The following is a 24,871-nucleotide window of genomic DNA, read 5'->3' as shown; positions in this document are numbered from 1 at the left end:
TTAACTCCTTAATTCCGCAATTTCACCTGCGGTCAGATAACGGATCGGGCGGTCACCGAGAATAAAAATCAGCTTTGCCGTTTCCTCCAGCTCTTCCATATTGTTGGCGGCTTCTTGCAGGCTTTCACCGCAAACCACTGGGCCATGATTTGCCAGTAAAAAAGCCTGATTGTCTGCTGCCAGTTCCGCCAGATCCTGTGCGATACGTTTATCGCCCGGTCGGTAATAGGGCACCAGCGGGACATTACCCATCCGCATCACCACGTATGGTGTGAACGGACGAATAACGTTATTGCTGTTCAGCCCTTCCAGGCAGGAAAGCGCCGTCGACCACGTACTGTGCAAATGCACCACCGCTTTACAGCGCGGATTGTTGCGATACAGCGCCAGATGAAAGAGCACCTCTTTCGAGGGTTTGTCACCACTTAACCATTCGCCATCCGCGGTGACTTTGGAAAGCCGCTGCGGATCGAGATTGCCCAGGCATGAACCTGTCGGTGTCGCCAGTAAATTCCCGTCAGGTAAAAGCAGCGACAGATTGCCAGCCGAACCGGTTGCATATCCGCGCTGAAAGAATGAACTGGCAATCCGCGTCATCTCCTCTCGCAAAGACTGCTCTACTTTTGCGAAATCGCTCATGATAAAAACTCTCTTTGGGCTCGTGAAAAAAAGGCTTCATCACCGAAGTTGCCAGATTTAAGGGCGAGTGAGACAGGCTTATCCAGTGCGTTTACCCACGGCACGCCGGGGGAAATGGTTGGGCCAATATGAAACCCTTTTATGCCCAGGCTCTGTGTGACTACGCCGGAGGTCTCACCGCCTGCGACAATAAAGCGTGTCACGCCTTCCGCTGCTAACTGCGCCGCTAGTTGAGAAAACAGTGTTTCTACTGCCTGACTGGCTTTTTGTGCACCGTATTGCTGTTGAATTGCTGCCAGTGCGTCAGTGCTGGCGGTGGCAAAAACCAGTGGAGCAAGTACACTTTCCTGGCCCAGAACCCACTCTGCCAGCTCGTGTGCATAAGCGGCCAGAGTTTCGGTTGAGAGGCAGCGTGCCACATCAACTTCACGGGCTGGTGCAATTTGACGGTAATGTGCCACCTGGCGGTTGGTCATTTGAGAGCATGAACCGGAGAGCACTACGCCGCGCCCTGCGAGCGGACGCCCTGCTTCGCGAGCCTGGTTACCATTTTCTTGCGCCCACTGCCGGGCCAGGCCAATTGCCAGACCAGAACCGCCCGTTACCAGTGGGGCATCGCGCAAGGCTTCCCCCTGAATTTCCAGATGGTGTTCGGTCAGCGCATCAAGCACCGCGTAGCGATAGCCCTCTTGCTGTAAGCGAGCTAGCTCCTGACGAACGGCTTTCACACCTTGTTCGAAAACATGTGCTGAAACGACGCCGCAGCGCCCTGTGGATTGCGCTTCAACCAGACGGGGAAGATAGCTGTCGGTCATGGGATTTACCGGGTGATGGCGCATCCCGGATTCGGCCAGCAGTTGATTCATTACGAACAAATACCCCTGATAAACCGTACGTCCGTGACCGGCAGGGCCGGAGAGAAGACCGTAAACGGCGTGTCGAGAGCATCCATTAATGCATCGGTAACCGGGCCGATATTACCTTTCGCCGTACTGTCGAAAGTAGAGCAGTATTTGAAATAGATCTGTTTGCAACCTTGCTGTTGCAACCAGCTCAGAGCCGCCAGCGATTGCTGTGTGGCTTCAACCACCGGACAGGAACGCGTTTTCAGGCTGATCACCAGTGCGTCGATTGCTTCCGGCATTTTACCTGTTGGAACACCGTTAATTTGTACCGTTGGTAGACCGTTTTCCACCAGAAAACTGGCGATATCCGTCGCGCCGGTAAAATCATCAGCGATAACGCCAATCTTGATCATGATTTTGCTCCCGGTAGAGTGATGCCAGAGAAAATCTTGATAACTGCGCTATCGTCTTCTTTCCCGTAACCCGCGTTACTGGCGCTGGTGAACATATTCAATGCTGTTGAGGCCAATGGCAGCGGGAAGTGCAGGGCTTTGGCGGTATCGGCAACCAGACCAAGATCCTTAACAAAAATATCGACGGCTGAATGCGGGGTGTAATCGCCATCCACCACATGACGCATCCGGTTTTCGAACATCCAGGAATTTCCGGCGGCATTGGTCACGACGTCATACATCACATCCAGCGGGATCCCCGCACGGGCTGCAAGTGCCATCGCTTCGGCTCCGGCAGCAATATGTACGCCCGCTAACAACTGGTGAATAATTTTTACGGTCGAACCTAGTCCCGGTTCTGCACCTATGCGATAAACTTTTCCGGCAACGGCTTCCAGCACGGGTGCCAGTCGTTCAAAGGCAATATCGCTACCGGAGGCCATGACAGTCATTTCACCGTTAGCGGCTTTTACTGCACCACCAGAAACTGGCGCATCCAGCATTTCCAGATCGAATCCAGCTAGAGCGGTAGCAATTTCTTGCGCATCAGCACTAGCGATAGTGGATGAAACCATTACTGCCGTACCGGGTTTCAGATGTTGTGCAACGCCTGTTTCACCAAACAGCACCTGTTTAACCTGGGCCGCATTGACCACCAGCACCAGCAGAGCGTCCAGTTTTTCGGCAAACGTCGCGGCGTTATCAGAAACCCCGCAAGCACCTGCCTCTTTCAACGTAGCGCAGGCATTGCTGTTCAGGTCTGCGCCCCAGGTAGAAAGACCTGCGCGGACACATGACAGTGCTGCTCCCATTCCCATTGACCCTAAGCCAACGATACCGACATGAAACTCAGATCCCGTTTTCATCTGCTCTCCTTGTTAATTTAAGTGATATTTTGTTTGATAATGTGAATATAAGCGCTGGAAGATAACGATATGGTGAGCTGATTCACAAAAATTAACATTGTGTGTTATTTTATGTGAACTAAGCGTTAGTTGCGCCGCGCACGTTTCGCAGGCAAATAGCGTAGAATGTCAGCAGGACAAAGGAAGGAGCAAAAGTTGATACCCGTAGAGCGTCGCCAAATCATCCTTGAGATGGTAGCTGAAAAAGGCATTGTCAGTATTGCTGAACTAACGGACAGAATGAATGTGTCACATATGACCATTCGTCGGGATTTACAAAAACTGGAGCAGCAGGGAGCCGTTGTGCTGGTGTCCGGAGGCGTCCAGTCTCCGGGACGCGTGGCGCATGAACCTTCTCATCAAGTAAAAACTGCGCTGGCAATGACGCAAAAAGCGGCTATTGGCAAGCTGGCGGCAAGTCTTGTTCAGCCGGGAAGTTGTATCTATCTGGATGCGGGAACGACCACGCTAGCGATAGCACAGCATCTGATTCACATGGAGTCACTGACTGTGGTCACAAACGATTTCGTTATTGCGGACTACTTGCTCGACAACAGTAATTGCACAATTATTCACACTGGCGGCGCAGTGTGTCGGGAAAACCGTTCCTGTGTTGGGGAAGCCGCTGCGACCATGCTGCGTAGCCTGATGATTGATCAGGCTTTTATTTCTGCATCGTCATGGAGTGTGCGGGGGATCTCTACGCCAGCAGAAGATAAAGTTACGGTGAAACGGGCGATTGCCAGTGCCAGCCGCCAGCGAGTTCTGGTCTGTGATGCCACAAAATATGGCCAGGTGGCGACATGGCTGGCGTTACCATTAAGCGAGTTTGATCAGATCATTACTGACGACGGTCTGCCGGAGAGTGCCAGTCGCGCGCTGGCGAAGCTGGATCTCTCTTTGCTGGTAGCGAAAAATGAATAATGACCTGCAATAACACCGGGTTACTCATGCTTCACAGAAGAAGCATGAGACTACTTTATTTTATAAAATGACAGGCGCCCGCTTTCCGGCGAACCGGTATCAATATAAACCTGGTTGGCGAATGTCTGGATGTTATCAAACATCATATGTCCGAAGATAAAGCAGTCGGCGCCGTTTATTTCCTGTAACTCGCCTTTGAGCGATTTCAGTACGCGATCAACAGGCCAGAGTAATTCTCTCTCCGCTATTTCTTTGCCAAAGAGATATTCATTCCCCGGATAATCTGCATGCGCGATGACATATTTTATTATGTCGTTAGTGATTTCAACAATATGTGGAAGATTATGAAAACGTAGCAACAGGTCTATTGCTTCTTTTTGTTCCGTATCACTTAACTCAAAGAACCAGTCGCCACCGCTGGCAAGCCACATATTGCCATCGCCGGTCGCGAACGCATCCAATGCCATCGCTTCATGGTTGCCTTTAACCGATGTAAACCAGGGGTGGTTTAGCAGGCGCAGCACGTTAAGACTCTCCGGCCCACGATCAATATTATCGCCGACAGAAATAAGTAAGTCGGTTTCAGGGCAAAAAGAGAGTTGATGTAAGCGGGATTGTAATAATTGATAGTCACCATGAATATCACCAACGGCCCATATATGGCGATAGTGATGGGCATTAATTTTTTGATAGCGTGTAGATGGCATGGTTTTACCCTGTAAAATAAGATTTCCTATTATACAGGGTATTTTTATTTGATTCGTCAGTTGTCGTTAATATTCCCGATAGCAAAAAACTATCGGGAATTGTTATTACACCAGACTCTTCAAGCGATAAATCCATTCCAGCGCCTGACGCGGGGTAAGTGAATCCGGGTCAAGATTTTCCAGCGCTTCGACCGCTGGCGACGTTTCTTCTGGCGCAGAAAGCAGGGACATCTGCGTACCATCAACCTGTGTAGCGGCGGCGTTCGGCGAAATGCTTTCCAGCTCACGCAGTTTTTGCCGTGCGCGCTTAATCACCTCTTTTGGCACGCCCGCCAGAGCGGCAACCGCCAGGCCGTAGCTTTTGCTCGCCGCGCCATCCTGCACGCTGTGCATAAAGGCAATGGTGTCGCCGTGCTCCAGTGCATCGAGATGCACGTTGGCGACGCCTTCCATTTTCTCCGGCAGTTGAGTCAGTTCAAAGTAGTGGGTAGCAAACAACGTCAACGCTTTAATCTTATTCGCCAGATTTTCAGCGCACGCCCATGCCAGCGACAGACCATCGTAAGTGGACGTTCCGCGCCCAATCTCATCCATCAACACCAGGCTGTACTCCGTGGCGTTATGCAGAATATTGGCGGTTTCGGTCATCTCCACCATAAAGGTTGAACGCCCGGATGCCAGATCGTCAGCCGCGCCCACACGGGTAAAGATACGGTCAATCGGGCCAATCTCGACTTTTTGCGCCGGTACGTAGCTGCCGATATAGGCCATCAGCGCAATCAGTGCGGTCTGGCGCATATAGGTACTTTTACCGCCCATGTTCGGACCGGTGATGATCAACATGCGACGCTGCGGCGACAGGTTTAGCGGGTTAGCGATAAACGGCTCATTCAGTACCTGTTCAACTACCGGATGGCGACCTTCGGTAATGCGAATACCCGGTTTATCAATGAAGGTCGGGCAGGTGTAGTTCAGGGTATAGGCCCGTTCCGCCAGGTTCACCAGTACGTCGAGTTCTGCCAGTGCGCTCGCGCTCTGTTGCAACGCCTCCAGATGCGGCAACAGCAGGTCGAACAACTCTTCATAAAGCTGTTTTTCCAGTGCCAGCGCTTTACCTTTCGAGGTGAGTACTTTGTCTTCATACTCTTTTAGCTCTGGAATAATGTAGCGTTCGGCGTTTTTCAGCGTCTGACGACGCATATAGTTGATGGGTGCCAGATGGCTTTGTCCACGGCTAATCTGAATGTAATAACCATGCACCGCGTTAAAGCCGACTTTCAGCGTGTCCAGGCCGGTACGTTCACGCTCGCGAACTTCCAGACGCTCCAGATAATCTGTCGCGCCGTCAGCCAGCGCTCGCCACTCATCCAGCTCTTCGTTATAGCCTGATGCGATAACACCACCGTCGCGTACCAGCACCGGCGGTGTGTCGATGATTGCTCGCTCCAGCAGATCGCGCAGCTCTGCAAACTCGCCCATTTTCTCACGCAGCGCCTGTACCGGTGCACTAGCGACATTTTCTAACTGCGCACGCAGCTCCGGCAGTTGCTGGAAAGCGTGACGCATACGGGCCAGATCGCGTGGGCGGGCAGTCCGTAAAGCCAGACGTGCCAGAATACGTTCCAGGTCGCCGACCTGACGCAGTACCGGCTGCAGCTCAGCGGTGAAATCCTGCAATGCGCCAATAGTTTGCTGGCGCTCAAGCAACACGCGGGTATCGCGCACTGGCATATGCAGCCAGCGTTTCAGCATTCGACTCCCCATCGGCGTTACAGTGCAGTCGAGCACGGAAGCCAGCGTGTTTTCCGCACCGCCCGCCAGGTTCTGGGTAATTTCCAGGTTACGACGCGTCGCGGCATCCATAATGATGCTGTCCTGCTCACGTTCCATAGTGATAGAACGAATATGCGGCAGAGTCGTACGTTGAGTATCTTTCGCATACTGCAACAGACAACCGGCGGCACAAAGTCCGCGCGGCGCGTTCTCGACGCCAAAACCGACCAGATCGCGAGTGCCAAATTGTAGATTCAACTGCTGGCGCGCGGTGTCGATTTCAAACTCCCACAGCGGGCGACGGCGCAAGCCGCGACGACCTTCAATCAGCGACATTTCAGCAAAATCTTCTGCATACAGCAGTTCCGCCGGATTAGTGCGTTGCAGTTCTGCCGCCATCGTTTCGCGGTCAGCCGGTTCGCTCAGGCGAAAACGACCAGAACTGATATCCAGCGTCGCATAGCCGAATCCTTTGCTGTCCTGCCAGATAGCAGCCAGCAGGTTGTCCTGACGTTCCTGCAACAGCGCTTCATCGCTGATGGTGCCCGGCGTAACGATACGCACAACTTTGCGCTCGACCGGCCCTTTGCTGGTCGCCGGATCGCCAATCTGTTCACAAATAGCAACGGACTCGCCCTGATTCACCAGTTTGGCGAGATAGTTTTCCACCGCATGGTAGGGAATCCCCGCCATCGGGATCGGCTCTCCCGCTGAAGCGCCGCGTTTGGTCAGTGAAATATCCAGCAGTTGTGACGCACGTTTTGCGTCGTCATAAAACAGTTCGTAAAAGTCACCCATCCGGTAGAACAGCAGGATCTCGGGATGCTGGGCTTTCAGCTTGAGATACTGCTGCATCATTGGCGTATGGGCGTCAAAATTTTCTATTGCACTCATGGGGTTATGTCCGGTTCCCTGATATTAAATGGGGTGTGATGGTTTTTATTTTCGTTGTAATCACATAAGGCGCACATGATACCGGAGTTAATCATTTCAGGGGAAGAAGTGAACGGCGAGTTCTTGATGGTGATTCCGGGAAAGATGCTGTTTTGCAGCTTTTGCGTGATGCTTATGAAGCAAGTACGCAAAATTGTATCAGTTGGCGACCCCTTCTTCTTCAGAGCCATAGTCCCCTTTCAAATTAAGTTGTAATATAAATACATCTTAATGAGGTGGAGGCAGCATGTCCGGCAAGCGTATCTCTCGTGAAAAACTGACGATTAAAAAAATGATCGATCTTTATCAAGCGAAATGCCCGCAGGCGTCAGCAGAGCCGGAGCATTACGAGGCGTTGTTTGCTTACGCGCAAAAGCGGCTGGATAAATGTGTGTTCGGCGAAGACAAACCCGCCTGTAAGCAGTGTCCGGTGCACTGTTACCAGTCTGCAAAGCGTGAAGAGATGAAACAGATTATGCGTTGGGCCGGGCCGCGCATGCTGTGGCGTCATCCGATCCTAACCGTACGCCATCTCATTGATGACAAGCGTCCGGTGCCGGAGTTGCCAGAAAAATATCGCCCGAAAAAAAATCGTGAATAGTATACCGGACAGGCAGATCTGTCCGGCACCTCATGCAGTTAAACCAATGCCGATTTATCAATCCCCAGTCGTTTCATCCGTGATAGCAGTGTGGTGCGTTTTAGTCCCAGACGTTGCGCCGCGCCTTTCGGCCCGGCAACCACGCCGTTAGTCTCTTTTAATACACGCACAATTAGCTGATATTCATCTTCGCCCTCCTGAGCGACGACCGTTGCAGTCGGCGGCGTTTTAGGTTCCGGTAAAGCAATATCAGGCAATGACAGCTGCAGCACGTTGCCACGTGTCAGCAATACCGCGCGCTCAATGACGTTTTCCAGCTCGCGTACGTTACCTGGCCACTCCATATTGCTCAACGCGCGCAATGTTTCGGCAGGAATGCTGTCGATATTACGCCCCAGACGGCGGGCAATTTTAAAAGTAAAGGCTTTCGCCAGCAGCGGAATATCTTCCGGACGCTCGCGTAGTGGCGGCAGGTGGATCGGGAATACGTTCAGACGGTAATAGAGATCGCTACGGAACTCGCGGTCGGCAACCATTTTTTTCAGATCGCGGTTAGTCGCGGCAATTAAACGCACGTCCGTCTGTATAATTTTATTACTGCCGAGACGTTCAAACTCCTGTTCCTGTAATACACGCAGCAACTTCGGTTGTAACTCCAGCGGCATATCACCCACTTCATCGAGGAACAGGGAGCTTTTATCCGCCAGTTCAAAACGACCGATACGCTGGGCGCTGGCTCCGGTAAACGCACCACGCTCATGGCCAAACAGATCGCTTTCCAACAATCCGGCAGGCATCGCCGCGCAGTTCATTTTTACCATGCGGCGATTATTACGCCCACTGAGATTATGGATCGCGCGGGCAATCAGCTCTTTACCAGTGCCAGTTTCACCGAGGATCAGAACTGTACTGTCACTTTGTGCCACCATTTCAACTTGTTTAAGCACGCTGTACATGGCTTCACTGCGACCAATAATCTCGCCAAATTCACTATCAACATTGTTGAGCTGCTCGGTCAGGGCGAGATTTTCATCAACCAGTCGTTCTTTCAGACGATGAATTTCCTGATAGGCAAGGGCGTTATCGACAGCGATTGCCACACGTTCAGCAATCTGGCGCAGTAAATTCAGATTGGTCGTGGTAAACACTTTCTCTTCGCATTGCGCCAGTTTCAGCACGCCCAGCATGGTGTCGCCAGACATCAGCGGTAACAGGCACAAGGTTTGAATCTGGTTGCCCCAGGTGTCGAACAACATGCGTTCGTAAGGGGCTAAATTATCTCGCTCGTGGAGATTAATCAGCAGCATCTCTTTGCTTTTAAACACGCGTTCGGTGAGGGTTCCTGCTTCATCGACTTCGCTCTGTTCGTGAGCGGGATGCTGTTTATCAAGATAGTGAGTGGAGTAGATGTTGAGTTTGTTTTTACGGTGGCTGCGTAAGACGATGCTGATATCGTCAATGTCGAAATAGTAATGGATTTCTTTGGCGACTTCGCTGACCAGTTCGTCCATATCCAGGCGAGAAAGCACCGCGTTGGTGATGGCAACCAGGATGCGGAAGTTATCGCGTTCCCGGCATAACAACTCATAGTCGACATTATTGACGACGCGGCTCTGGATTTGTTCGGTGACGACAGAAATGATCTGCGTAAAAGTTTGCAGGCGATTGAACTCTTTTTCACTCCACGGGCGATCGTCATAACGAATAAATTCACAGCCACCAAAAATATGCCCTTCCGCCGCCAGTGGCATCAGGCAATAGTGACCAAATTTGGGGTATAGCCCACCAGCGGCCAGCTGCGGCCAGGTTTCACAAAATTCTTCGTAACTGCAATGCAGTGTATCAGGGCGCGACAAAATGCTGCGCACCGGACCGTGTGCCAGAACAGTTTCGTCTTCATAATTTATGGGGGTGTCTTTTTCACGCGACGCGTAATAAGACGCACGTTGAGTCTGCGCTTGCCACAACACAATAGCTGCATTGTCGGCGAGCGCAGAACGCTTTACCAATTGCGAAAGAGCCTCACACAGCGAGGCCAGATCGGGCTGCTGCAATAGTGTCCGAGTGATGTCGAACAACCCTTGTTGTCCGAGATCACTCATCGGTGTATATGACATTTTGTTCTTCCAGGAAAGCACCGCAAAGCGGTGCAAAAGGTCATTGACTAACTATAGGAGATTTAGAATTTTATTAGCATATACGCGGAAGCGGTTCGGCGTGTGGTAAATCGAGGGTTCGTTTCACGCCATACAGACCGGCAAGACGAACACCTTTACGTTCCACCACTTCACCAATCAGCGCCGCGTCTTTCCCCAGTGGATGGGAATGTAACGCCGCCAGCACTTGCTCTGCTGCGTTGCGTTCAACGGCGATCACCAGTTTGCCTTCGTTGGCAAAGTTAAGGGCGTCCAGCCCCAGCAGTTCGCAAACGCCGCGCACGGCAGGTTTAACCGGCAGTGCCGCTTCTGAAATTTCAATACCGCAACCGCAGGCTGCCGCGAACTCATGAACCACTGCGTTTACACCACCACGGGTGGCATCACGCAGCGCTTTCACGCCGGGAATATCACGCAGCGTCTGGATGAGCGGCGTCAGCACTGCGCAGTCGCTGACCAGTTCGCCATCCAGCCCCAGTTGCTCGCGCAGATTAAGAATAGTTGCTCCGTGGTCGCCGAGAGTTCCACTCACCAGCAGAACATCGCCTGCGGTTAGCGTCTGTGCGCCCCAGTGAATATTCGCCGGGATCGCGCCCATGCCAGCGGTGTTGATAAACAGTTTATCTGCCGCGCCGCGTTGCACCACTTTAGTGTCGCCAGTAACGATGGCAATGCCTGCCGCGCGGGCGGTTTCTGCCATGCTGGTCACCACGGCTTTTAGCGTCTCCATCGGCAATCCCTCTTCGAGGATAAAGCCACAAGAGAGATAGCGCGGAATAGCGCCACTGACCGCAACGTCATTCGCGGTGCCACAAATCGCCAGCTTGCCAATATTGCCACCAGGAAAGAACAGCGGGTCGATGACGTAGCTGTCGGTGGAGAACGCCAGACGGTCGCCTTCTGCCACCAGCTGCGCCAGCTCAAGGCGCGCCTGGTCTTCCTGTTCTGCCAGCCACGGATTGGCAAAAGCTTCCATAAACAGGCTGTTGATTAATTGCTGCATCGCCTGGCCGCCGCTGCCGTGGGCGAGTTGGATATTATTCACGCTTCACTCTCCTGCTGACGATACTGATACCACGCGGCGCATGCTCCTTCGGAGGAAACCATCAGCGCGCCAAACGCGGTTTGAGGATTACAGGTGTTACCAAACAGCGGGCATTGATGCGGCTTACATTTGCCCGTCAATACTTCGCCACAACGTGCGCGCGGGTCATCGCAAACCTGCTGCGGTGCCGGGCGGAAATGCGCTTCGGCGTCAAATCGTTGATAGTCTGGCGTCAGGTGTACACCAGAAGATTCAATCACGCCTAAGCCGCGCCATTCGCTGTCGCCGTTGACGCAGAAGACATCCGCAATCGCCTGTTGCGCCAGCAGGTTACCGGCATCCGGCACCACGCGCCGATACTGATTTTCTACCTTGCTGTGGGCCGCTATTTTCTGCTCCACCAGCATGACCACACCTTGTAGTAGATCAAGCGGTTCGAATCCAGCAACCACCAGAGGACGATGAAAATCACTGGCGATAAAATTATAGGCGTCGGTGCCGATAACCATACTGACGTGGCCCGGCGCGAGGAACGCATCGATACCGTTATCCGGCTGTTCCAGCAAACTGCGTAGCGTTGGGATCAGCGTAATATGCTGGCAGAAAAAGTAAAAATTTTGCACATCGCGGGCTTTCGCCTGTTGCAGAGTGATGGCCGTCGTCGGCATGGTGGTTTCAAACCCTAAGCCGAAGAACACCACTTTACGAGTTGGATTCTCCTGCGCCAGTTTTAACGCATCCATTGGCGAGTAAACGATGCGAACATCGGCACCGCGCGCTTTTGCCTGTAACAGCGACCCTTGTTTCCCTGGTACGCGCATGGCGTCGCCAAAGGTACAGAAGATGACTTCCGGATGGCTGGCAATCTCCACGCAGGTGTCGATTCTTCCCATCGGCAGTACACATACCGGGCAACCCGGACCGTGGATAAACTCAACGTTTTCCGGCAGTAACTGGTCGAGGCCGAATTTAAAAATGGCGTGGGTATGACCGCCGCACACTTCCATAATTCGCAGAGGGCGTTCAGCGGTGTAAGAGAGATGTGAAGCACGTTCGCGCAGATGCTCAATTAACTGCATCACCTGTTCCGGCGCGCGATATTCATCAACAAAACGCATTATTTTTCCTCGCCATACAACAGCGCGCCGACATCCGGCTCAACGTCAAACATGTTTTGTAAGGCGTCGAGGGTGTCGCGCGCTTCGGCTTCATTAATTACGCTCATGGCAAAGCCAACGTGAACCAGTACCCACTGGCCCACTCGTGGCTGACCGTTTTCATCGCAGCTGCCGACTAACGTTAGATCGACGTCGCGCTGAATACCGCAGACGTCGACTTTCGCCTGGTTGCCGTCAATGGTGCGGATCTGGCCGGGAACGCCTATGCACATCGCTGTGTCTCCAGCCAGTTCAGCCACTGGTCCATCCCTTCGCCGCTGGTGGCGGAAATAAGGATGATTTCAATTTCTGGATTGACTTCGCGGGCGCAGGCGATGCACTTCTCAACGTCGAAATTGAGATACGGTAGCAGGTCAACTTTGTTGAGCAGCATCAGTGAGGCGGCGGCAAACATATGTGGATATTTCAGCGGTTTGTCTTCACCTTCGGTAACGGAAAGCACCGCCACTTTGTGTTTTTCACCGAGATCGAAGCTCGCCGGACATACGAGGTTGCCAACGTTTTCGATAAACAGAATACCGTTATCGTCCAGTGGCAGGCGCGGCGCGGCGTCGGCAATCATCTGTGCGTCAAGATGGCAACCTTTACCGGTATTCACCTGAATCGCTGGCGTGCCGGTAGCGCGAATGCGCGCGGCATCGTTCACGGTTTGCTGGTCACCTTCAATAACTGCGCACGGAACGCTGTCTTTCAGGCGCATCAAGGTTTCCGTCAGCAGGGTGGTTTTACCGGAACCAGGGCTGGAAACCAGGTTGAGCACCAGTTGCTTACGGGCAGCAAAGCGCGCGCGGTTGCGTTCAGCCAGACGGTTGTTTTTGTCCAGCACGTCAATTTCGACTTCCAGCATCCGACGCTGGCTCATGCCCGGCGCGTGAGTGCCCGCTTCGCCATGACCGTAATGCAGGTCGCCTTCTTCAGTCTGGCTGGGGGTAAATTCAGGCGCTTTAATGCCGGTGATTTTCATCTTCGGGCGTGCCGCCGGGGCAAATGGCGCGCTACGAAACGCGGAATGAGGGTTATGTTCATCACCCTCGATATACAGGTTGCCTTCACCGCAACCGCATGTTGTACACATCGCTCACTCCTGGTCTATTTCTATCCGCCGAATCTGTAAACCGTCGTCTGCCACAATTTGTAGCATGTCGCCATGACACTGTGGACAGCGCCGGACGCGCTGGGTTAATAGCGTCACATATTGTTGGCATGTTTCGCACCAGCATTCGGCCTCTTGTTCTTCGAGGTGCAGTTTACAACCTTCCGCTACGCTGCCGCGGCAAACCAGATCAAAACAAAAGGCAAGAGAGCTGGTTTCGACACAAGAAAATGCGCCAATTTTGAGCCAGACCCCAGTTACGCGTTTTGCGCCGTGTTTTGCGGCCTGCTGTTCGATCAATTCCAGTGCCCGTTGGCAGAGGGTTATTTCGTGCATATCGCCTCCCATTAACTATTGCCAGCTACAAGCAATAATTGTGCCAGTGTTGATTATCCCTAAAGTGAATAATGTCGATGATGTCGAAATGACACGTCGACACGGCGACGAAATTCACCAGAATCCTAAAAATCTCTTTTATAACAATAAATTAAAAGTTGGCACAAAAAATGCTTAAAGCTGGCATCTCTGTTAAACGGGTAACCTGACAATGACTATTTGGGAAATAAGCGAGAAAGCCGATTACATCGCACAGCGGCATCGTCGCCTACAGGACCAGTGGCATCTCTACTGCAATTCGCTGGTTCAGGGGATCACGTTATCGAAAGCGCGCCTGCATCACGCCATGAGCTGTGCGCCAGACAAAGAACTCTGTTTCGTCCTTTTTGAACATTTTCGTATTTACGTCACCCTGGCGGATGGCTTTAACAGCCACACCATCGAGTATTACGTCGAAACGAAAGAGGGTGAAGAAAAACAGCGGATTGCGCAGGCACAATTGAGCATTGACGGAATGATAGATGGCAAGGTCAACATCCGCGATCGCGAACAGGTACTGGAACACTATCTCGAAAAAATCGCTGGCGTTTACGACAGCTTATACACCGCCATTGAAAACAATGTACCGGTGAATTTAAGCCAACTGGTAAAGGGACAAAGCCCGGCGGCATGAGCTGAGGCTTTGCCCGTTTTGCAGGCGTTACGCCTGTTTGGGGATGGGCGTGTCGATGAGTGTCGAAAATGACATTTCATCGGCATGTTTTCGTCAAAAATGACAATCACCTGAGGAATGCCTGGTGAATCGTTTTGTAATTGCTGACTCCACGCTCTGTATCGGCTGCCACACCTGTGAGGCCGCCTGTTCAGAGACGCATCGCCAGCACGGCCTGCAATCAATGCCGCGCCTGCGAGTGATGCTAAATGAAAAAGAATCTGCGCCGCAGCTCTGTCACCACTGTGAAGATGCACCCTGTGCGGTGGTCTGCCCGGTTAACGCTATCACCCGCGTTGATGGGGCAGTGCAGCTGAATGAAAGCCTGTGCGTAAGCTGCAAACTGTGCGGCATCGCCTGCCCGTTTGGCGCAATCGAATTTTCCGGCAGCCGTCCGCTGGATATTCCGGCAAACGCCAATACTCCGAAAGCACCACCGGCACCGCCTGCTCCGGCGCGTGTCAGCACGTTGCTTGACTGGGTGCCGGGTATTCGCGCGATCGCCGTCAAATGTGACCTCTGTAGCTTTGATGAACAAGGTCCAGCCTGCGTGCGGATGTGCCCAACCAAAGCCCTGCATCTGGTGGATAACACCGATATCGCCCGCGTCAGCAAGCGTAAGCGTGAGCTGACCTTTAACACGGACTTTGGCGATCTCACCTTGTTTCAGCAGGCTCAAAGTGGAGAGGCTAAATGAGCGCAATTTCCCTGATCAATAGCGGCGTGGCGTGGTTTGTTGCCGCCGCTGTTCTGGCATTTCTCTTTTCTTTTCAAAAGGCGTTAAGCGGCTGGATTGCCGGAATTGGCGGCGCGGTGGGTAGCCTGTATACGGCAGCCGCAGGCTTCACTGTGCTGACTGGCGCGGTTGGCGTGAGCGGCGCGTTGTCGCTGGTAAGCTACAATGTGCAAATCTCTCCGCTTAATGCGATTTGGCTGATAACCCTCGGCCTGTGCGGCCTGTTTGTCAGCCTTTACAACATTGACTGGCATCGCCATGCGCAGGTGAAATGCAACGGTTTGCAAATCAATATGTTGATGGCTGCTGCCGTCTGTGCCGTCATTGCCAGCAATCTGGGCATGTTCGTGGTAATGGCAGAAATCATGGCCCTGTGTGCGGTGTTCCTCACCAGCAACAGCAAAGAGGGCAAACTGTGGTTTGCGCTGGGGCGTCTTGGCACTTTGCTGCTGGCGATTGCTTGCTGGCTGCTGTGGCAACGTTACGGCACGCTGGATCTGCGCCTGCTGGATATGCGCATGCAACAGCTGCCGCTTGGTTCCGATATCTGGCTGCTCGGTGTGATTGGTTTTGGCCTGCTTGCCGGGATTATCCCGCTGCACGGCTGGGTGCCACAGGCTCATGCTAACGCCTCTGCGCCAGCTGCCGCGCTGTTTTCCACGGTGGTGATGAAAATTGGCCTGCTGGGTATTTTAACCCTGTCTCTGCTGGGCGGTAATGCGCCGCTGTGGTGGGGAATTGCACTTCTGGTACTCGGCATGATCACCGCGTTCGTCGGCGGTCTGTATGCGCTGATGGAGCACAACATTCAGCGTCTGCTGGCTTACCACACTCTGGAAAATATCGGCATCATCCTGCTGGGGCTGGGCGCTGGCGTAACGGGTATCGCGCTTGAACAACCGGCGCTGATTGCCCTTGGCCTGGTCGGTGGTCTGTACCATCTGCTTAACCATAGCCTGTTCAAGAGCGTACTGTTCCTCGGGGCTGGGAGCGTCTGGTTCCGTACCGGTCATCGCGATATCGAAAAACTCGGCGGTATTGGCAAAAAAATGCCGGTTATCTCCATCGCCATGTTGGTCGGTCTGATGGCAATGGCTGCGCTGCCACCGCTGAACGGTTTTGCCGGGGAATGGGTTATCTATCAATCCTTCTTCAAACTGAGCAATAGTGGCGCGTTTGTTGCTCGTCTTCTCGGGCCGCTGCTCGCCGTGGGGCTGGCAATTACCGGTGCGCTGGCAGTGATGTGTATGGCGAAAGTTTATGGCGTTACTTTCCTTGGCGCGCCGCGTACCAAAGAAGCCGAATACGCCACCTGTGCGCCGCTCCTGATGAGCGTAAGCGTAGTGGCACTGGCGATTTGCTGCGTGATTGGCGGTGTTGCTGCGCCGTGGCTGCTGCCGATGTTGTCTGCTGCCGTACCTCTGCCGCTGGAGCCTGCTAATACAACCGTTTCTCAACCAATGATCACGTTGCTGCTGATTGCCTGCCCGCTGCTGCCATTCATCATTATGGCGATTTGCAAAGGCGATCGTTTGCCGTCGCGTTCCCGCGGCGCGGCCTGGGTGTGCGGCTACGACCATGAAAAATCAATGGTGATTACCGCTCACGGTTTTGCCATGCCGGTGAAACAGGCATTTGCGCCAGTGTTGAAACTGCGCAAATGGCTGAATCCGGTGTCGCTGGTACCAGGCTGGCAGTGCGAGGGGAGTGCGTTGCTGTTCCGCCGGATGGCGCTGGTTGAACTGGCGGTGCTGGTGGTGATTATTGTTTCACGAGGAGCCTGAGAATGAGTGTTTTATATCCGTTAATTCAGGCGCTGGTGTTATTTGCCGTTGCGCCGCTGCTCTCCGGTATTACCCGCGTGGCGCGCGCCCGCTTGCATAACCGTCGCGGGCCGGGCGTGTTGCAGGAGTATCGCGACATTATCAAACTGCTGGGTCGTCAGAGCGTTGGTCCCGATGCCTCCGGCTGGGTGTTCCGCCTGACACCGTACGTAATGGTTGGCGTCATGTTGACTATCGCTACCGCGCTGCCGGTAGTGACTGTCGGTTCTCCGCTGCCGCAACTGGGGGATTTGATCACTTTACTGTATCTCTTCGCCATTGCGCGTTTCTTCTTTGCCATTTCTGGTCTGGATACCGGTAGTCCGTTTACTGCTATTGGCGCGAGCCGTGAAGCGATGCTGGGCGTGCTGGTTGAACCGATGTTGCTGCTTGGTCTGTGGGTCGCCGCGCAGGTGGCCGGTTCCACCAACATCAGCAACATCACCGACACCGTTTATCACTGGCCGCTGAGCCAGAGCATTCCGCTGGTGCTGGCGCTCTGTGCCTGCGCATTCGCCACCTTTATCGAAATGGGCAAACTGCCGTTCGACCTGGCGGAAGCCGAGCAGGAGCTGCAGGAAGGTCCGCTCTCTGAGTACAGCGGCAGCGGCTTTGGCGTCATGAAATGGGGTATCAGCCTGAAACAGCTGGTGGTGTTACAGATGTTCGTCGGGGTGTTTATTCCGTGGGGACAAATGGAAACCTTCACTGCCGGTGGGCTGCTGCTGGCGCTAGTGATTGCCATCGTCAAACTGGTGGTCGGCGTACTGGTTATCGCGCTGTTCGAAAACAGCATGGCCCGTCTGCGTCTTGATATTACACCACGCATTACCTGGGCTGGTTTTGGCTTTGCATTTTTAGCGTTCGTCTCCTTGCTGGCGGCGTGATTAAAGAGAGTTTGAGCATGTCTGAAGAAAAATTAGGTCAACATTATCTCGCCGCGCTGAATGAGGCATTTCCGGGCGTCGTGCTGGACCACGCCTGGCAGACCAAAGATCAGCTGACTGTCACCGTGAAGGTGAACTATCTGCCGGAAGTGGTGGAGTTCCTCTACTACAAGCAGGGGGGCTGGCTGTCGGTGCTTTTTGGTAACGACGAACGCAAACTGAATGGTCATTACGCCGTTTATTACGTGCTGTCGATGGAGAAGGGCACCAAGTGTTGGATTACGGTTCGCGTCGAAGTTGACGCCAACAAACCAGAATATCCGTCCGTGACGCCGCGCGTTCCGGCGGCGGTGTGGGGCGAGCGTGAAGTGCGCGATATGTACGGTTTGATTCCGGTAGGGCTTCCGGATGAACGCCGTCTGGTGCTGCCGGATGACTGGCCGGATGAACTCTACCCTCTGCGTAAAGACAGCATGGATTATCGTCAACGTCCGGCACCAACTACTGATGCTGAAACCTACGAGTTCATCAACGAACTGGGCGACAAGAAAAACAACGTCGTGCCGATTGGTCCACTGCACGTCACTTCTGACGAACCGGGCCACTTCCGTCTGTTCGTCGATGGCGAAAACATTATCGACGCCGACTACCGCCTGTTCTATGTCCATCGCGGCATGGAAAAACTGGCGGAAACCCGCATGGGTTACAACGAAGTGACCTTCCTCTCTGACCGAGTTTGTGGGATCTGCGGCTTTGCCCACAGCACCGCTTACACCACATCGGTGGAAAACGCGATGGGTATTCAGGTGCCAGAACGTGCGCAGATGATCCGCGCCATTTTGCTGGAAGTGGAACGCCTGCACTCGCATCTGCTCAACCTTGGCCTTGCCTGCCACTTTACTGGCTTTGACTCCGGTTTTATGCAGTTCTTCCGCGTGCGTGAAACCTCCATGAAAATGGCGGAGATCCTTACCGGTGCGCGTAAAACCTACGGCCTGAACCTGATCGGCGGGATTCGTCGCGATCTGCTGAAAGACGACATGATCCAGACCCGTCAACTGGCGCAACAAATGCGTCGTGAAGTACAGGAGCTGGTGGATGTGCTGCTGAGTACGCCAAACATGGAACAGCGCACTGTCGGCATTGGTCGTCTGGACCCGGAAATTGCCCGCGACTTCAGTAACGTCGGCCCGATGGTCCGCGCCAGTGGTCACGCCCGCGATACCCGCGCCGATCACCCGTTTGTTGGCTATGGCTTACTGCCAATGGAAGTTCACAGTGAGCAGGGCTGCGATGTGATTTCCCGTCTGAAAGTGCGTATCAACGAAGTCTATACCGCGCTGAACATGATTGACTACGGTCTGGATAACCTGCCGGGCGGCCCGCTGATGGTGGAAGGCTTTACCTACATTCCGCACCGTTTTGCGCTGGGCTTTGCCGAAGCGCCGCGTGGCGATGATATCCACTGGAGTATGACCGGCGACAACCAGAAGCTGTACCGCTGGCGCTGCCGTGCCGCGACCTACGCGAACTGGCCGACCCTGCGCTACATGCTGCGCGGCAACACCGTTTCTGATGCGCCGCTGATTATTGGTAGCCTGGACCCTTGCTACTCCTGTACCGACCGCATGACCGTGGTCGATGTGCGTAAGAAGAAGAGCAAAGTGGTGCCGTACAAAGAACTTGAGCGCTACAGCATTGAGCGTAAAAACTCGCCGCTGAAATAAGGAATCGCCATGTTTACCTTTATCAAAAAAGTCATCAAAACCGGCACGGCGACCTCGTCTTACCCGCTGGAGCCGATTGCGGTTGATAAAAACTTCCGTGGTAAGCCAGAGCAGAACCCGCAGCAGTGCATCGGCTGTGCAGCCTGCGTCAATGCCTGCCCGTCAAACGCCTTAACGGTTGAAACTGACCTCGCCACCGGTGAGCTGGCGTGGGAGTTCAATCTTGGACGCTGCATCTTCTGTGGACGCTGCGAAGAAGTCTGCCCGACGGCGGCGATCAAACTGTCGCAAGAGTACGAACTGGCGGTGTGGAAGAAAGAAGATTTCCTGCAACAGTCTCGCTTCGCGCTGTGCAACTGCCGCATCTGTAATCGTCCTTTCGCCGTCCAGAAAGAGATCGACTACGCCATTGCGCTGCTTAAGCACAATGGTGACAGCCGTGCGGAAAACCACCGCGAAAGCTTTGAGACTTGCCCGGAATGTAAGCGCCAGAAATGCCTGGTGCCGTCCGACCGTATTGAACTGACTCGCCATATGAAAGAGGCCATCTGATGAGCAATTTATTAGGCCCCCGTGACGCCAACGGCATTCCGGTCCCGATGACGGTGGATGAATCCATCGCCAGTATGAAGGCGTCGTTACTGAAAAAAATCAAACGTTCTGCCTACGTTTACCGCGTGGACTGCGGCGGCTGCAACGGCTGCGAAATTGAAATTTTCGCAACCTTATCGCCGCTGTTCGATGCAGAACGCTTCGGCATTAAAGTCGTTCCGTCTCCGCGTCATGCGGATATTTTACTGTTTACCGGCGCGGTCACCCGTGCAATGCGATCCCCTGCGCTGCGTGCGTGGCAGTCCGCGCCGGACCCGAAAATCTGTATCTCCTACGGTGCCTGCGGTAACAGCGGCGGGATCTTCCACGATCTCTACTGCGTGTGGGGGGGTACGGATAAAATCGTCCCGGTGGATGTCTACATTCCGGGGTGCCCGCCAACGCCAGCCGCCACGCTGTACGGCTTTGCAATGGCGCTCGGCCTGCTGGAGCAGAAAATTCACGCCCGTGGGCCGGGTGAACTGGATGAACAACCGGCAGAGATCCTGCATGGCGATATGGTGCAGCCGCTGCGTGTAAAAGTAGATCGCGAAGCACGCCGCCTGGCGGGTTATCGTTACGGTCGCCAGATTGCCGATGATTTCCTGACGCAGTTAGGGCAGGGTGAAGAGCAGGTTGCACGCTGGCTGGAAGCGGAAAACGATCCGCGTCTGAACGAGATTGTCAGCCATCTGAATCATGTTGTTGAAGAGGCGCGTATTCGATGAGTGAAAAGGTGGTGTTCAGTCAACTGAGCCGTAAATTTATTGATGAGAACGATGCTACGCCCGCCGAGGCGCAGCAGGTGGTCTATTACAGCCTGGCGATTGGTCACCACCTTGGGGTTATCGATTGCCTGGAAGCCGCGCTCACCTGCCCGTGGGATGAATATCTGGCATGGATTGCCACTCTGGAGGCGGGCAGCGAAGCCCGCCGCAAAATGGAAGGCGTGCCAAAATATGGTGAGATCGTTATCGACATTAACCATGTGCCGATGCTGGCCAACGCATTCGATAAAGCCCGGGCAGCGCAAACTTCGCAGCAGAAGGAATGGAGTACCATGCTGTTAAGTATGCTGCATGATATTTATCAGGAAAATGCCATCTATTTGATGGTGAGGAGACTGCGTGACTGACGTTTTACTCTGTGTTGGCAATAGCATGATGGGCGATGATGGCGCAGGTCCGCTGCTGGCGGAAAAGTGCGCCGCCGCGCCGAAAGGTAACTGGGTGGTGATTGACGGCGGAAGCGCACCGGAAAACGACATTGTCGCCATCCGCGAACTGCGCCCGACGCGACTGCTGATTGTCGACGCTACGGATATGGGGCTAAACCCCGGCGAGATCCGCATCATCGACCCGGATGACATCGCTGAGATGTTTATGATGACTACCCATAACATGCCGCTGAACTACCTTATCGACCAGTTAAAAGAAGACATTGGCGAAGTGATTTTCCTCGGCATCCAGCCGGATATCGTCGGTTTTTACTACCCGATGACCCAGCCGATTAAAGATGCGGTAGAAACCGTTTATCAACGACTTGAAGGCTGGGAAGGGAATGGTGGATTTGCGCAGTTAGCGGTGGAAGAAGAGTAGTTTTTCAGTAAGGAATTCAGGGAATTGAAAATCAGAACAGGGATGTGCGCTTTTTTATTTTGCTTAGTGCTTCCTACGCAGGCTACCAGCTTTACCGAATATCTGCCAATGAGTGACAGCGAATACGCGCAAAAGCGGGCGCTGAAACCTCTCCTGACTATGCCTTATTATACCGAGCAAACCTGGCATTTTAGAAAAGTGGGCGTTGCTGGCGTGACGCTTGAGAAGATGCCAAATGAAGAGGATTACTGGCAATTAACTGCTAAAGACCGCGCCGGTAAATCCTGGAAGGTGCCTGTGGGTATGCTGGCAAATATGGCGGGCAAAGGGCAACTCTATCGCGCCGATCTGGATCGTAACGGCATTCAGGATCTGGTTATCTGGTTACCAAGTGCTGGTAATGGTCTGGCTCCTTATGCACATTTAATCCTTATGGCGTTCACGCGCGATGGTCGTCCCTGTGTCTTTGAACCCTGGGGATTCTACACCGCAAGCAAAACTGGCGTAGATGATTTGCTGGATTTGCAAGGCAATGGCCACACACAATTGCTGGATATGCAGTTTAATTCTGGTTACTGGATAACCAGTCTGTATCAGGTAAAAGACGCCAAATGGCAACGTGTTCACGGCTGGTTTGGCAAGTTAAGCTATCCCGCGCTCACGCGTTTCACTTATACCCCCAACCGTAAACTCGTCCTCAAACCCATTGCCGGGCGTGACCCGCAAACGGAAGATTTAGCGCTGACGCAGCGTTGTTTGATAACAGGGGATGTGCTTGATGGGGTGAATCAGAACTGACTTTTTGCAGAGTGGGTATGAGGATTTTGGGGGAGAATTATATCGCGCGCAAGTGTTTACATATTGTGAACTTGGATTTGGTGAGCTATAGTTTCTGAACACATAAGGATAGAACTTGCAGATGTGGCTGTTTACTTACTATAAGGAAGTTAAAACTTAAAAATGCACATCATTTCGAAAGCGCCATTTGAAGAGTCTGCGCGCAAATATCCTAACGACGCTCTGGCTCTACACTCATTGTATCGGGTTATTAAGGAAACGGATTTTTCTACGCCAGAAGAAATGCGAACGGCGTTTCCCAACCTCGACAATTTTAAATATCGCAACAAATGGTACGTTCTGGATGTCGGCGGGAACAATCTTAGGGTTATTGCCTACATAAACTTTGTTAATAAGCGGTTCTTTGTGAAGCACATAACGAATCATGCCGAGTATGACAAACTGACACGTTACTACAGAGAGAACAAAGAATGACTGCTAATGCTGCACGCGCTGTTAAAGCAACAAGAGAACTGGTCAATGCAGTCCCCTTTCTGGGAGGCAGTGACTCAGAAGATGATTATCGTGAAGCACTGGAACTGGTCGAATATTTGATTGAAGAAGATGACACCAATCCACTTATCGACTTTCTGGCGAGCCGCATTGCAGAGTATGAAAACAACCACGAAAAGTTTGCAGAGTTCGACAAAGCCGTTGCTGCAATGCCGGTTGGCGTGGCGTTACTTCGCACGTTGATTGATCAACATAATCTGACCTATGCGGATTTGAAGAACGAAATCGGCTCTAAATCCCTGGTCAGTCAGATTTTGTCTGGACAAAGATCCCTGACGATATCCCACATTAAGGCACTTTCAGCCCGATTTGGCGTTAAGCCGGAATGGTTTCTTTGATTTTGACTGATGCCAAACGCCAGATTGCCCGATGCGCAACGCTTATCGGGCCTTGTAGGCCGGATAAGGCGTTCACGCCGCATCCGGCACGGTTACTTACTCTAAATCCTCACCGTTACTGGCAATCACTTTTTTATACCACCAGAACGATTTCTTACGCGTGCGCGCCAGCGTGCCGTTGCCTGCATCGTCACGGTCTACATAGACAAAACCGTAGCGTTTGCTCATTTCACCCGTTGACGCGGAAACTAAATCAATACAGCCCCAGGTGGTGTAGCCCATCAGCGGAATGCCGTCTGCAATCGCTTCGCCCATTGCGCGGATATGTTCGCGTAAATAGCTGATGCGATAGTCGTCGTTAATCTCGCCATTGGCAGCAAATTCATCTTTTGCGCCCAGGCCGTTTTCCACCAGAAACAGCGGCTTCTGATAACGGTCATACATCATGTTCATAGTGATACGCAGACCGAGTGGATCAATACCCCAGCCCCAGTCGCTCACCTGTAGATACGGGTTACGCAGCGATTTCACTACGTTCGCCGCACTGCTGTTGTTGGCGTTCATCTCCGCCGAGGCGCAGCGCGAGGCGTAATAGCTGAAAGAGACAAAATCGACGGTGTTTTTCAGGATTTCATCATCGCCCGGTGCTTTGTCGATGGTTACCCCTTTTTCGCGGAATACGCGGGCAGAGTAAGCCGGATACGCGCCCCGCGCCTGCACATCGATAAAAAACAGGTTTTCCCTGTCTTTCTCCAGCGCTGCCCAGACATCTTCCGGCTTGCAACTGTAAGGGTAGAAGTTGCCGCCCGCCAGCATACAGCCCACCTGATTTTGCGGGTTAACCTCATGAGCGATTTTGGTGGCTAGCGCACTGGCAATCAGTTGGTGATGCGCAGCCTGATATTTCACCTGATCCTGATTTTCCCCTTCTTCAAACACCAGACCCGCGCCGGAGAACGGGCTATGCAACATAATGTTGATTTCATTGAAGGTGAGCCAGTATTTCACCAGGCCATCAAATGCTTCAAAGCAGGTCCGGGCGTAGCGGCTGAAAAACTCCACCAGCTTGCGGTTACGCCAGGAGCCATATTCAGTGACCAGATGCATCGGCACGTCGAAGTGACACAACGTGACCAGCGGTTCGATACCGTACTTTTTACACTCTTCAAATACCGCGCGGTAAAAAGCAATGCCCTGCTGGTTGGGCGTCAGTTCATCGCCCTGCGGAAAGAGGCGGCTCCAGGCAATCGAGGTGCGAAAAACCTTGAATCCCATCTCTGCCATCAGGGCGATATCTTCTTTATAACGATGATAAAAATCCGTCGCCTCATGGCTGGGATAAAACTCGTCATCGCGCAACTGAAAACGTTTTTCCAGCCCCAGTTTCACCGCCATTCGATGTTCGCCGTGCGGGATCATATCGACCGTGGTCAGCCCTTTGCCACCTTCACGGTACGCACCTTCAGATTGGTTGGCGGCAAGCGCGCCGCCCCATAAAAAATCTTGCGGAAATACTGACATT

Annotated in this window: 26 protein-coding genes and 1 pseudogene; 15 read left to right on the top strand and 12 right to left on the bottom strand. The window is 53.1% G+C overall.

What is annotated here, in order from left to right; all coding sequences use genetic code 11:
- The 3 genes and pseudogenes from otnC to ltnD all read right to left on the bottom strand — a co-directional run bounded on the left by otnC (position 1) and on the right by ltnD (position 2,802).
- Complete coding sequence (otnC, locus tag FQZ95_RS16235) at positions 1-639, bottom strand: 3-oxo-tetronate 4-phosphate decarboxylase (RefSeq protein ID WP_160530427.1); 639 nt, start codon at positions 637-639, stop codon at positions 1-3.
- Positions 636-1,897, bottom strand: a pseudogene (otnK, locus tag FQZ95_RS16230) (3-oxo-tetronate kinase). The gene otnC and the pseudogene otnK overlap by 4 nt, the downstream one beginning before the upstream one ends.
- Positions 1,894-2,802 (bottom strand): L-threonate dehydrogenase, encoded by a 909-nt coding sequence (gene ltnD, locus FQZ95_RS16225; protein ID WP_000847985.1) that lies wholly within the window; start codon positions 2,800-2,802, stop codon positions 1,894-1,896. Before ltnD ends, otnK begins: the two are co-directional and overlap by 4 nt.
- 195 nt (positions 2,803-2,997) lie before the next feature.
- Here ltnD and ygbI point away from each other — a divergent pair, with 195 nt between their 5' ends.
- On the top strand, positions 2,998-3,765 hold the full coding sequence (gene ygbI / locus FQZ95_RS16220) for a DNA-binding transcriptional repressor YgbI (protein WP_033549717.1): 768 nt from the start codon (positions 2,998-3,000) through the stop codon (positions 3,763-3,765).
- Between the two features lie 50 nt (positions 3,766-3,815).
- Here ygbI and pphB read toward each other — a convergent pair whose 3' ends face one another.
- Together pphB and mutS are read right to left on the bottom strand one after the other, a co-directional pair.
- On the bottom strand, positions 3,816-4,472 hold the full coding sequence (pphB, locus tag FQZ95_RS16215; protein WP_160530425.1) for a protein-serine/threonine phosphatase: 657 nt from the start codon (positions 4,470-4,472) through the stop codon (positions 3,816-3,818).
- A 105-nt stretch (positions 4,473-4,577) separates the two neighbouring features.
- Positions 4,578-7,139, bottom strand: a complete 2,562-nt coding sequence (gene mutS / locus FQZ95_RS16210; RefSeq protein WP_160530424.1) for a DNA mismatch repair protein MutS — start codon at positions 7,137-7,139, stop codon at positions 4,578-4,580.
- A gap of 75 nt (positions 7,140-7,214) precedes the next feature.
- Here mutS and FQZ95_RS16205 point away from each other — a divergent pair, with 75 nt between their 5' ends.
- The gene (locus FQZ95_RS16205; protein ID WP_160530423.1) at positions 7,215-7,394 is read left to right on the top strand and encodes a hypothetical protein; all 180 of its coding nucleotides are present in this window, start codon (positions 7,215-7,217) and stop codon (positions 7,392-7,394) included.
- Between the two features lie 31 nt (positions 7,395-7,425).
- The gene (locus tag FQZ95_RS16200; protein ID WP_032303650.1) at positions 7,426-7,779 is read left to right on the top strand and encodes a nitrous oxide-stimulated promoter family protein; all 354 of its coding nucleotides are present in this window, start codon (positions 7,426-7,428) and stop codon (positions 7,777-7,779) included.
- Between the two features lie 38 nt (positions 7,780-7,817).
- Here FQZ95_RS16200 and flhA read toward each other — a convergent pair whose 3' ends face one another.
- The 6 genes from flhA to hypA all read right to left on the bottom strand — a co-directional run bounded on the left by flhA (position 7,818) and on the right by hypA (position 13,587).
- Positions 7,818-9,896 carry a formate hydrogenlyase transcriptional activator FlhA gene (flhA, locus tag FQZ95_RS16195; protein WP_032184993.1) on the bottom strand — a complete coding sequence of 693 codons (2,079 nt, stop codon included), beginning with the start codon at positions 9,894-9,896 and terminating at the stop codon, positions 7,818-7,820.
- A gap of 73 nt (positions 9,897-9,969) precedes the next feature.
- Entirely contained in the window at positions 9,970-10,980 is a 1,011-nt protein-coding gene (gene hypE, locus FQZ95_RS16190) for a hydrogenase maturation carbamoyl dehydratase HypE (protein ID WP_001059968.1), read from the bottom strand.
- On the bottom strand, positions 10,977-12,098 hold the full coding sequence (gene hypD, locus FQZ95_RS16185; RefSeq protein ID WP_001212982.1) for a hydrogenase formation protein HypD: 1,122 nt from the start codon (positions 12,096-12,098) through the stop codon (positions 10,977-10,979). The genes hypE and hypD overlap by 4 nt, the downstream gene beginning before the upstream one ends.
- Positions 12,098-12,370 (bottom strand): hydrogenase 3 maturation protein HypC, encoded by a 273-nt coding sequence (gene hypC, locus FQZ95_RS16180; protein WP_000334881.1) that lies wholly within the window; start codon positions 12,368-12,370, stop codon positions 12,098-12,100. The genes hypD and hypC overlap by 1 nt, the downstream gene beginning before the upstream one ends.
- On the bottom strand, positions 12,361-13,233 hold the full coding sequence (hypB, locus tag FQZ95_RS16175; protein WP_000337665.1) for a hydrogenase nickel incorporation protein HypB: 873 nt from the start codon (positions 13,231-13,233) through the stop codon (positions 12,361-12,363). Before hypB ends, hypC begins: the two co-directional genes overlap by 10 nt.
- A 3-nt stretch (positions 13,234-13,236) precedes the next feature.
- On the bottom strand, positions 13,237-13,587 hold the full coding sequence (gene hypA / locus FQZ95_RS16170; protein WP_001299100.1) for a hydrogenase maturation nickel metallochaperone HypA: 351 nt from the start codon (positions 13,585-13,587) through the stop codon (positions 13,237-13,239).
- Positions 13,588-13,798: 211 nt separating this feature from the next.
- Here hypA and hycA point away from each other — a divergent pair, with 211 nt between their 5' ends.
- The 12 genes from hycA (at position 13,799) to FQZ95_RS16110 (ending at position 23,349) form a co-directional block, all read left to right on the top strand.
- Complete coding sequence (hycA, locus tag FQZ95_RS16165) at positions 13,799-14,260, top strand: formate hydrogenlyase regulator HycA (RefSeq protein ID WP_000158081.1); 462 nt, start codon at positions 13,799-13,801, stop codon at positions 14,258-14,260.
- A gap of 124 nt (positions 14,261-14,384) precedes the next feature.
- Complete coding sequence (gene hycB / locus FQZ95_RS16160) at positions 14,385-14,996, top strand: formate hydrogenlyase subunit HycB (protein WP_001079186.1); 612 nt, start codon at positions 14,385-14,387, stop codon at positions 14,994-14,996.
- Positions 14,993-16,819 (top strand): formate hydrogenlyase subunit 3, encoded by a 1,827-nt coding sequence (gene hycC / locus FQZ95_RS16155; RefSeq protein WP_160530422.1) that lies wholly within the window; start codon positions 14,993-14,995, stop codon positions 16,817-16,819. Before hycB ends, hycC begins: the two co-directional genes overlap by 4 nt.
- A gap of 2 nt (positions 16,820-16,821) precedes the next feature.
- On the top strand, positions 16,822-17,745 hold the full coding sequence (hycD, locus tag FQZ95_RS16150; protein ID WP_000115224.1) for a formate hydrogenlyase subunit HycD: 924 nt from the start codon (positions 16,822-16,824) through the stop codon (positions 17,743-17,745).
- A 17-nt stretch (positions 17,746-17,762) separates the two neighbouring features.
- Positions 17,763-19,472, top strand: coding sequence for a formate hydrogenlyase subunit HycE (hycE, locus tag FQZ95_RS16145; RefSeq protein WP_001288122.1), 1,710 nt, complete (start codon positions 17,763-17,765; stop codon positions 19,470-19,472).
- A 9-nt stretch (positions 19,473-19,481) separates the two neighbouring features.
- Entirely contained in the window at positions 19,482-20,024 is a 543-nt protein-coding gene (gene hycF, locus FQZ95_RS16140; RefSeq protein ID WP_000493782.1) for a formate hydrogenlyase subunit HycF, read from the top strand.
- On the top strand, positions 20,024-20,791 hold the full coding sequence (hycG, locus tag FQZ95_RS16135; protein WP_000067390.1) for a formate hydrogenlyase subunit HycG: 768 nt from the start codon (positions 20,024-20,026) through the stop codon (positions 20,789-20,791). Before hycF ends, hycG begins: the two co-directional genes overlap by 1 nt.
- Positions 20,788-21,198 (top strand): formate hydrogenlyase assembly protein HycH, encoded by a 411-nt coding sequence (gene hycH / locus FQZ95_RS16130; RefSeq protein ID WP_001291919.1) that lies wholly within the window; start codon positions 20,788-20,790, stop codon positions 21,196-21,198. The genes hycG and hycH overlap by 4 nt, the downstream gene beginning before the upstream one ends.
- Positions 21,191-21,661: a hydrogenase maturation peptidase HycI gene (gene hycI / locus FQZ95_RS16125; protein ID WP_000132961.1), complete on the top strand. Its 471-nt coding sequence runs from the start codon at positions 21,191-21,193 to the stop codon at positions 21,659-21,661. Before hycH ends, hycI begins: the two co-directional genes overlap by 8 nt.
- Before the next feature lie 42 nt (positions 21,662-21,703).
- Positions 21,704-22,459, top strand: coding sequence for a hypothetical protein (locus FQZ95_RS16120; protein ID WP_160530473.1), 756 nt, complete (start codon positions 21,704-21,706; stop codon positions 22,457-22,459).
- Between the two features lie 162 nt (positions 22,460-22,621).
- Positions 22,622-22,933 carry a type II toxin-antitoxin system HigB family toxin gene (locus FQZ95_RS16115; RefSeq protein ID WP_000547560.1) on the top strand — a complete coding sequence of 104 codons (312 nt, stop codon included), beginning with the start codon at positions 22,622-22,624 and terminating at the stop codon, positions 22,931-22,933.
- A complete protein-coding gene (locus FQZ95_RS16110) occupies positions 22,930-23,349 on the top strand; it encodes a helix-turn-helix domain-containing protein (protein WP_000126291.1) in 420 nt (139 codons plus the stop codon). The genes FQZ95_RS16115 and FQZ95_RS16110 overlap by 4 nt, the downstream gene beginning before the upstream one ends.
- Positions 23,350-23,445: 96 nt before the next feature.
- Here FQZ95_RS16110 and ascB read toward each other — a convergent pair whose 3' ends face one another.
- On the bottom strand, positions 23,446-24,870 hold the full coding sequence (ascB, locus tag FQZ95_RS16105) for a 6-phospho-beta-glucosidase AscB (RefSeq protein ID WP_160530421.1): 1,425 nt from the start codon (positions 24,868-24,870) through the stop codon (positions 23,446-23,448).
- Between the last annotated feature and the right edge of the window lies 1 nt (position 24,871).

The organism is Escherichia sp. HH41S, assembly GCF_009820115.1.
GTDB lineage: Bacteria > Pseudomonadota > Gammaproteobacteria > Enterobacterales > Enterobacteriaceae > Escherichia > Escherichia coli_F.
The sequence above is the reverse complement of the archived record's forward strand: the minus strand, read 5'-3'. Positions and strand labels throughout refer to the sequence as shown.

Bases quoted from the DNA above. Each gene is read 5' to 3' on its own strand.
- FQZ95_RS16115 (WP_000547560.1), top strand. From the start codon at position 22,622: ATGCACATCATTTCGAAAGCGCCATTTGAAGAGTCTGCGCGCAAATAT.
- hycD (WP_000115224.1), top strand. From the start codon at position 16,822: ATGAGTGTTTTATATCCGTTAATTCAGGCGCTGGTGTTATTTGCCGTT.
- hycF (WP_000493782.1), top strand. From the start codon at position 19,482: ATGTTTACCTTTATCAAAAAAGTCATCAAAACCGGCACGGCGACCTCG.
- ltnD (WP_000847985.1), bottom strand. From the start codon at position 2,802: ATGAAAACGGGATCTGAGTTTCATGTCGGTATCGTTGGCTTAGGGTCA.
- hycA (WP_000158081.1), top strand. From the start codon at position 13,799: ATGACTATTTGGGAAATAAGCGAGAAAGCCGATTACATCGCACAGCGG.
- hypA (WP_001299100.1), bottom strand. From the start codon at position 13,587: ATGCACGAAATAACCCTCTGCCAACGGGCACTGGAATTGATCGAACAG.
- FQZ95_RS16205 (WP_160530423.1), top strand. From the start codon at position 7,215: ATGATACCGGAGTTAATCATTTCAGGGGAAGAAGTGAACGGCGAGTTC.
- hypB (WP_000337665.1), bottom strand. From the start codon at position 13,233: ATGTGTACAACATGCGGTTGCGGTGAAGGCAACCTGTATATCGAGGGT.
- FQZ95_RS16200 (WP_032303650.1), top strand. From the start codon at position 7,426: ATGTCCGGCAAGCGTATCTCTCGTGAAAAACTGACGATTAAAAAAATG.
- hycH (WP_001291919.1), top strand. From the start codon at position 20,788: ATGAGTGAAAAGGTGGTGTTCAGTCAACTGAGCCGTAAATTTATTGAT.
- hycG (WP_000067390.1), top strand. From the start codon at position 20,024: ATGAGCAATTTATTAGGCCCCCGTGACGCCAACGGCATTCCGGTCCCG.
- ascB (WP_160530421.1), bottom strand. From the start codon at position 24,870: ATGTCAGTATTTCCGCAAGATTTTTTATGGGGCGGCGCGCTTGCCGCC.
- FQZ95_RS16120 (WP_160530473.1), top strand. From the start codon at position 21,704: ATGTGCGCTTTTTTATTTTGCTTAGTGCTTCCTACGCAGGCTACCAGC.
- hycC (WP_160530422.1), top strand. From the start codon at position 14,993: ATGAGCGCAATTTCCCTGATCAATAGCGGCGTGGCGTGGTTTGTTGCC.
- flhA (WP_032184993.1), bottom strand. From the start codon at position 9,896: ATGTCATATACACCGATGAGTGATCTCGGACAACAAGGGTTGTTCGAC.
- FQZ95_RS16110 (WP_000126291.1), top strand. From the start codon at position 22,930: ATGACTGCTAATGCTGCACGCGCTGTTAAAGCAACAAGAGAACTGGTC.
- pphB (WP_160530425.1), bottom strand. From the start codon at position 4,472: ATGCCATCTACACGCTATCAAAAAATTAATGCCCATCACTATCGCCAT.
- otnC (WP_160530427.1), bottom strand. From the start codon at position 639: ATGAGCGATTTCGCAAAAGTAGAGCAGTCTTTGCGAGAGGAGATGACG.
- hypD (WP_001212982.1), bottom strand. From the start codon at position 12,098: ATGCGTTTTGTTGATGAATATCGCGCGCCGGAACAGGTGATGCAGTTA.
- hycE (WP_001288122.1), top strand. From the start codon at position 17,763: ATGTCTGAAGAAAAATTAGGTCAACATTATCTCGCCGCGCTGAATGAG.
- hypC (WP_000334881.1), bottom strand. From the start codon at position 12,370: ATGTGCATAGGCGTTCCCGGCCAGATCCGCACCATTGACGGCAACCAG.
- mutS (WP_160530424.1), bottom strand. From the start codon at position 7,139: ATGAGTGCAATAGAAAATTTTGACGCCCATACGCCAATGATGCAGCAG.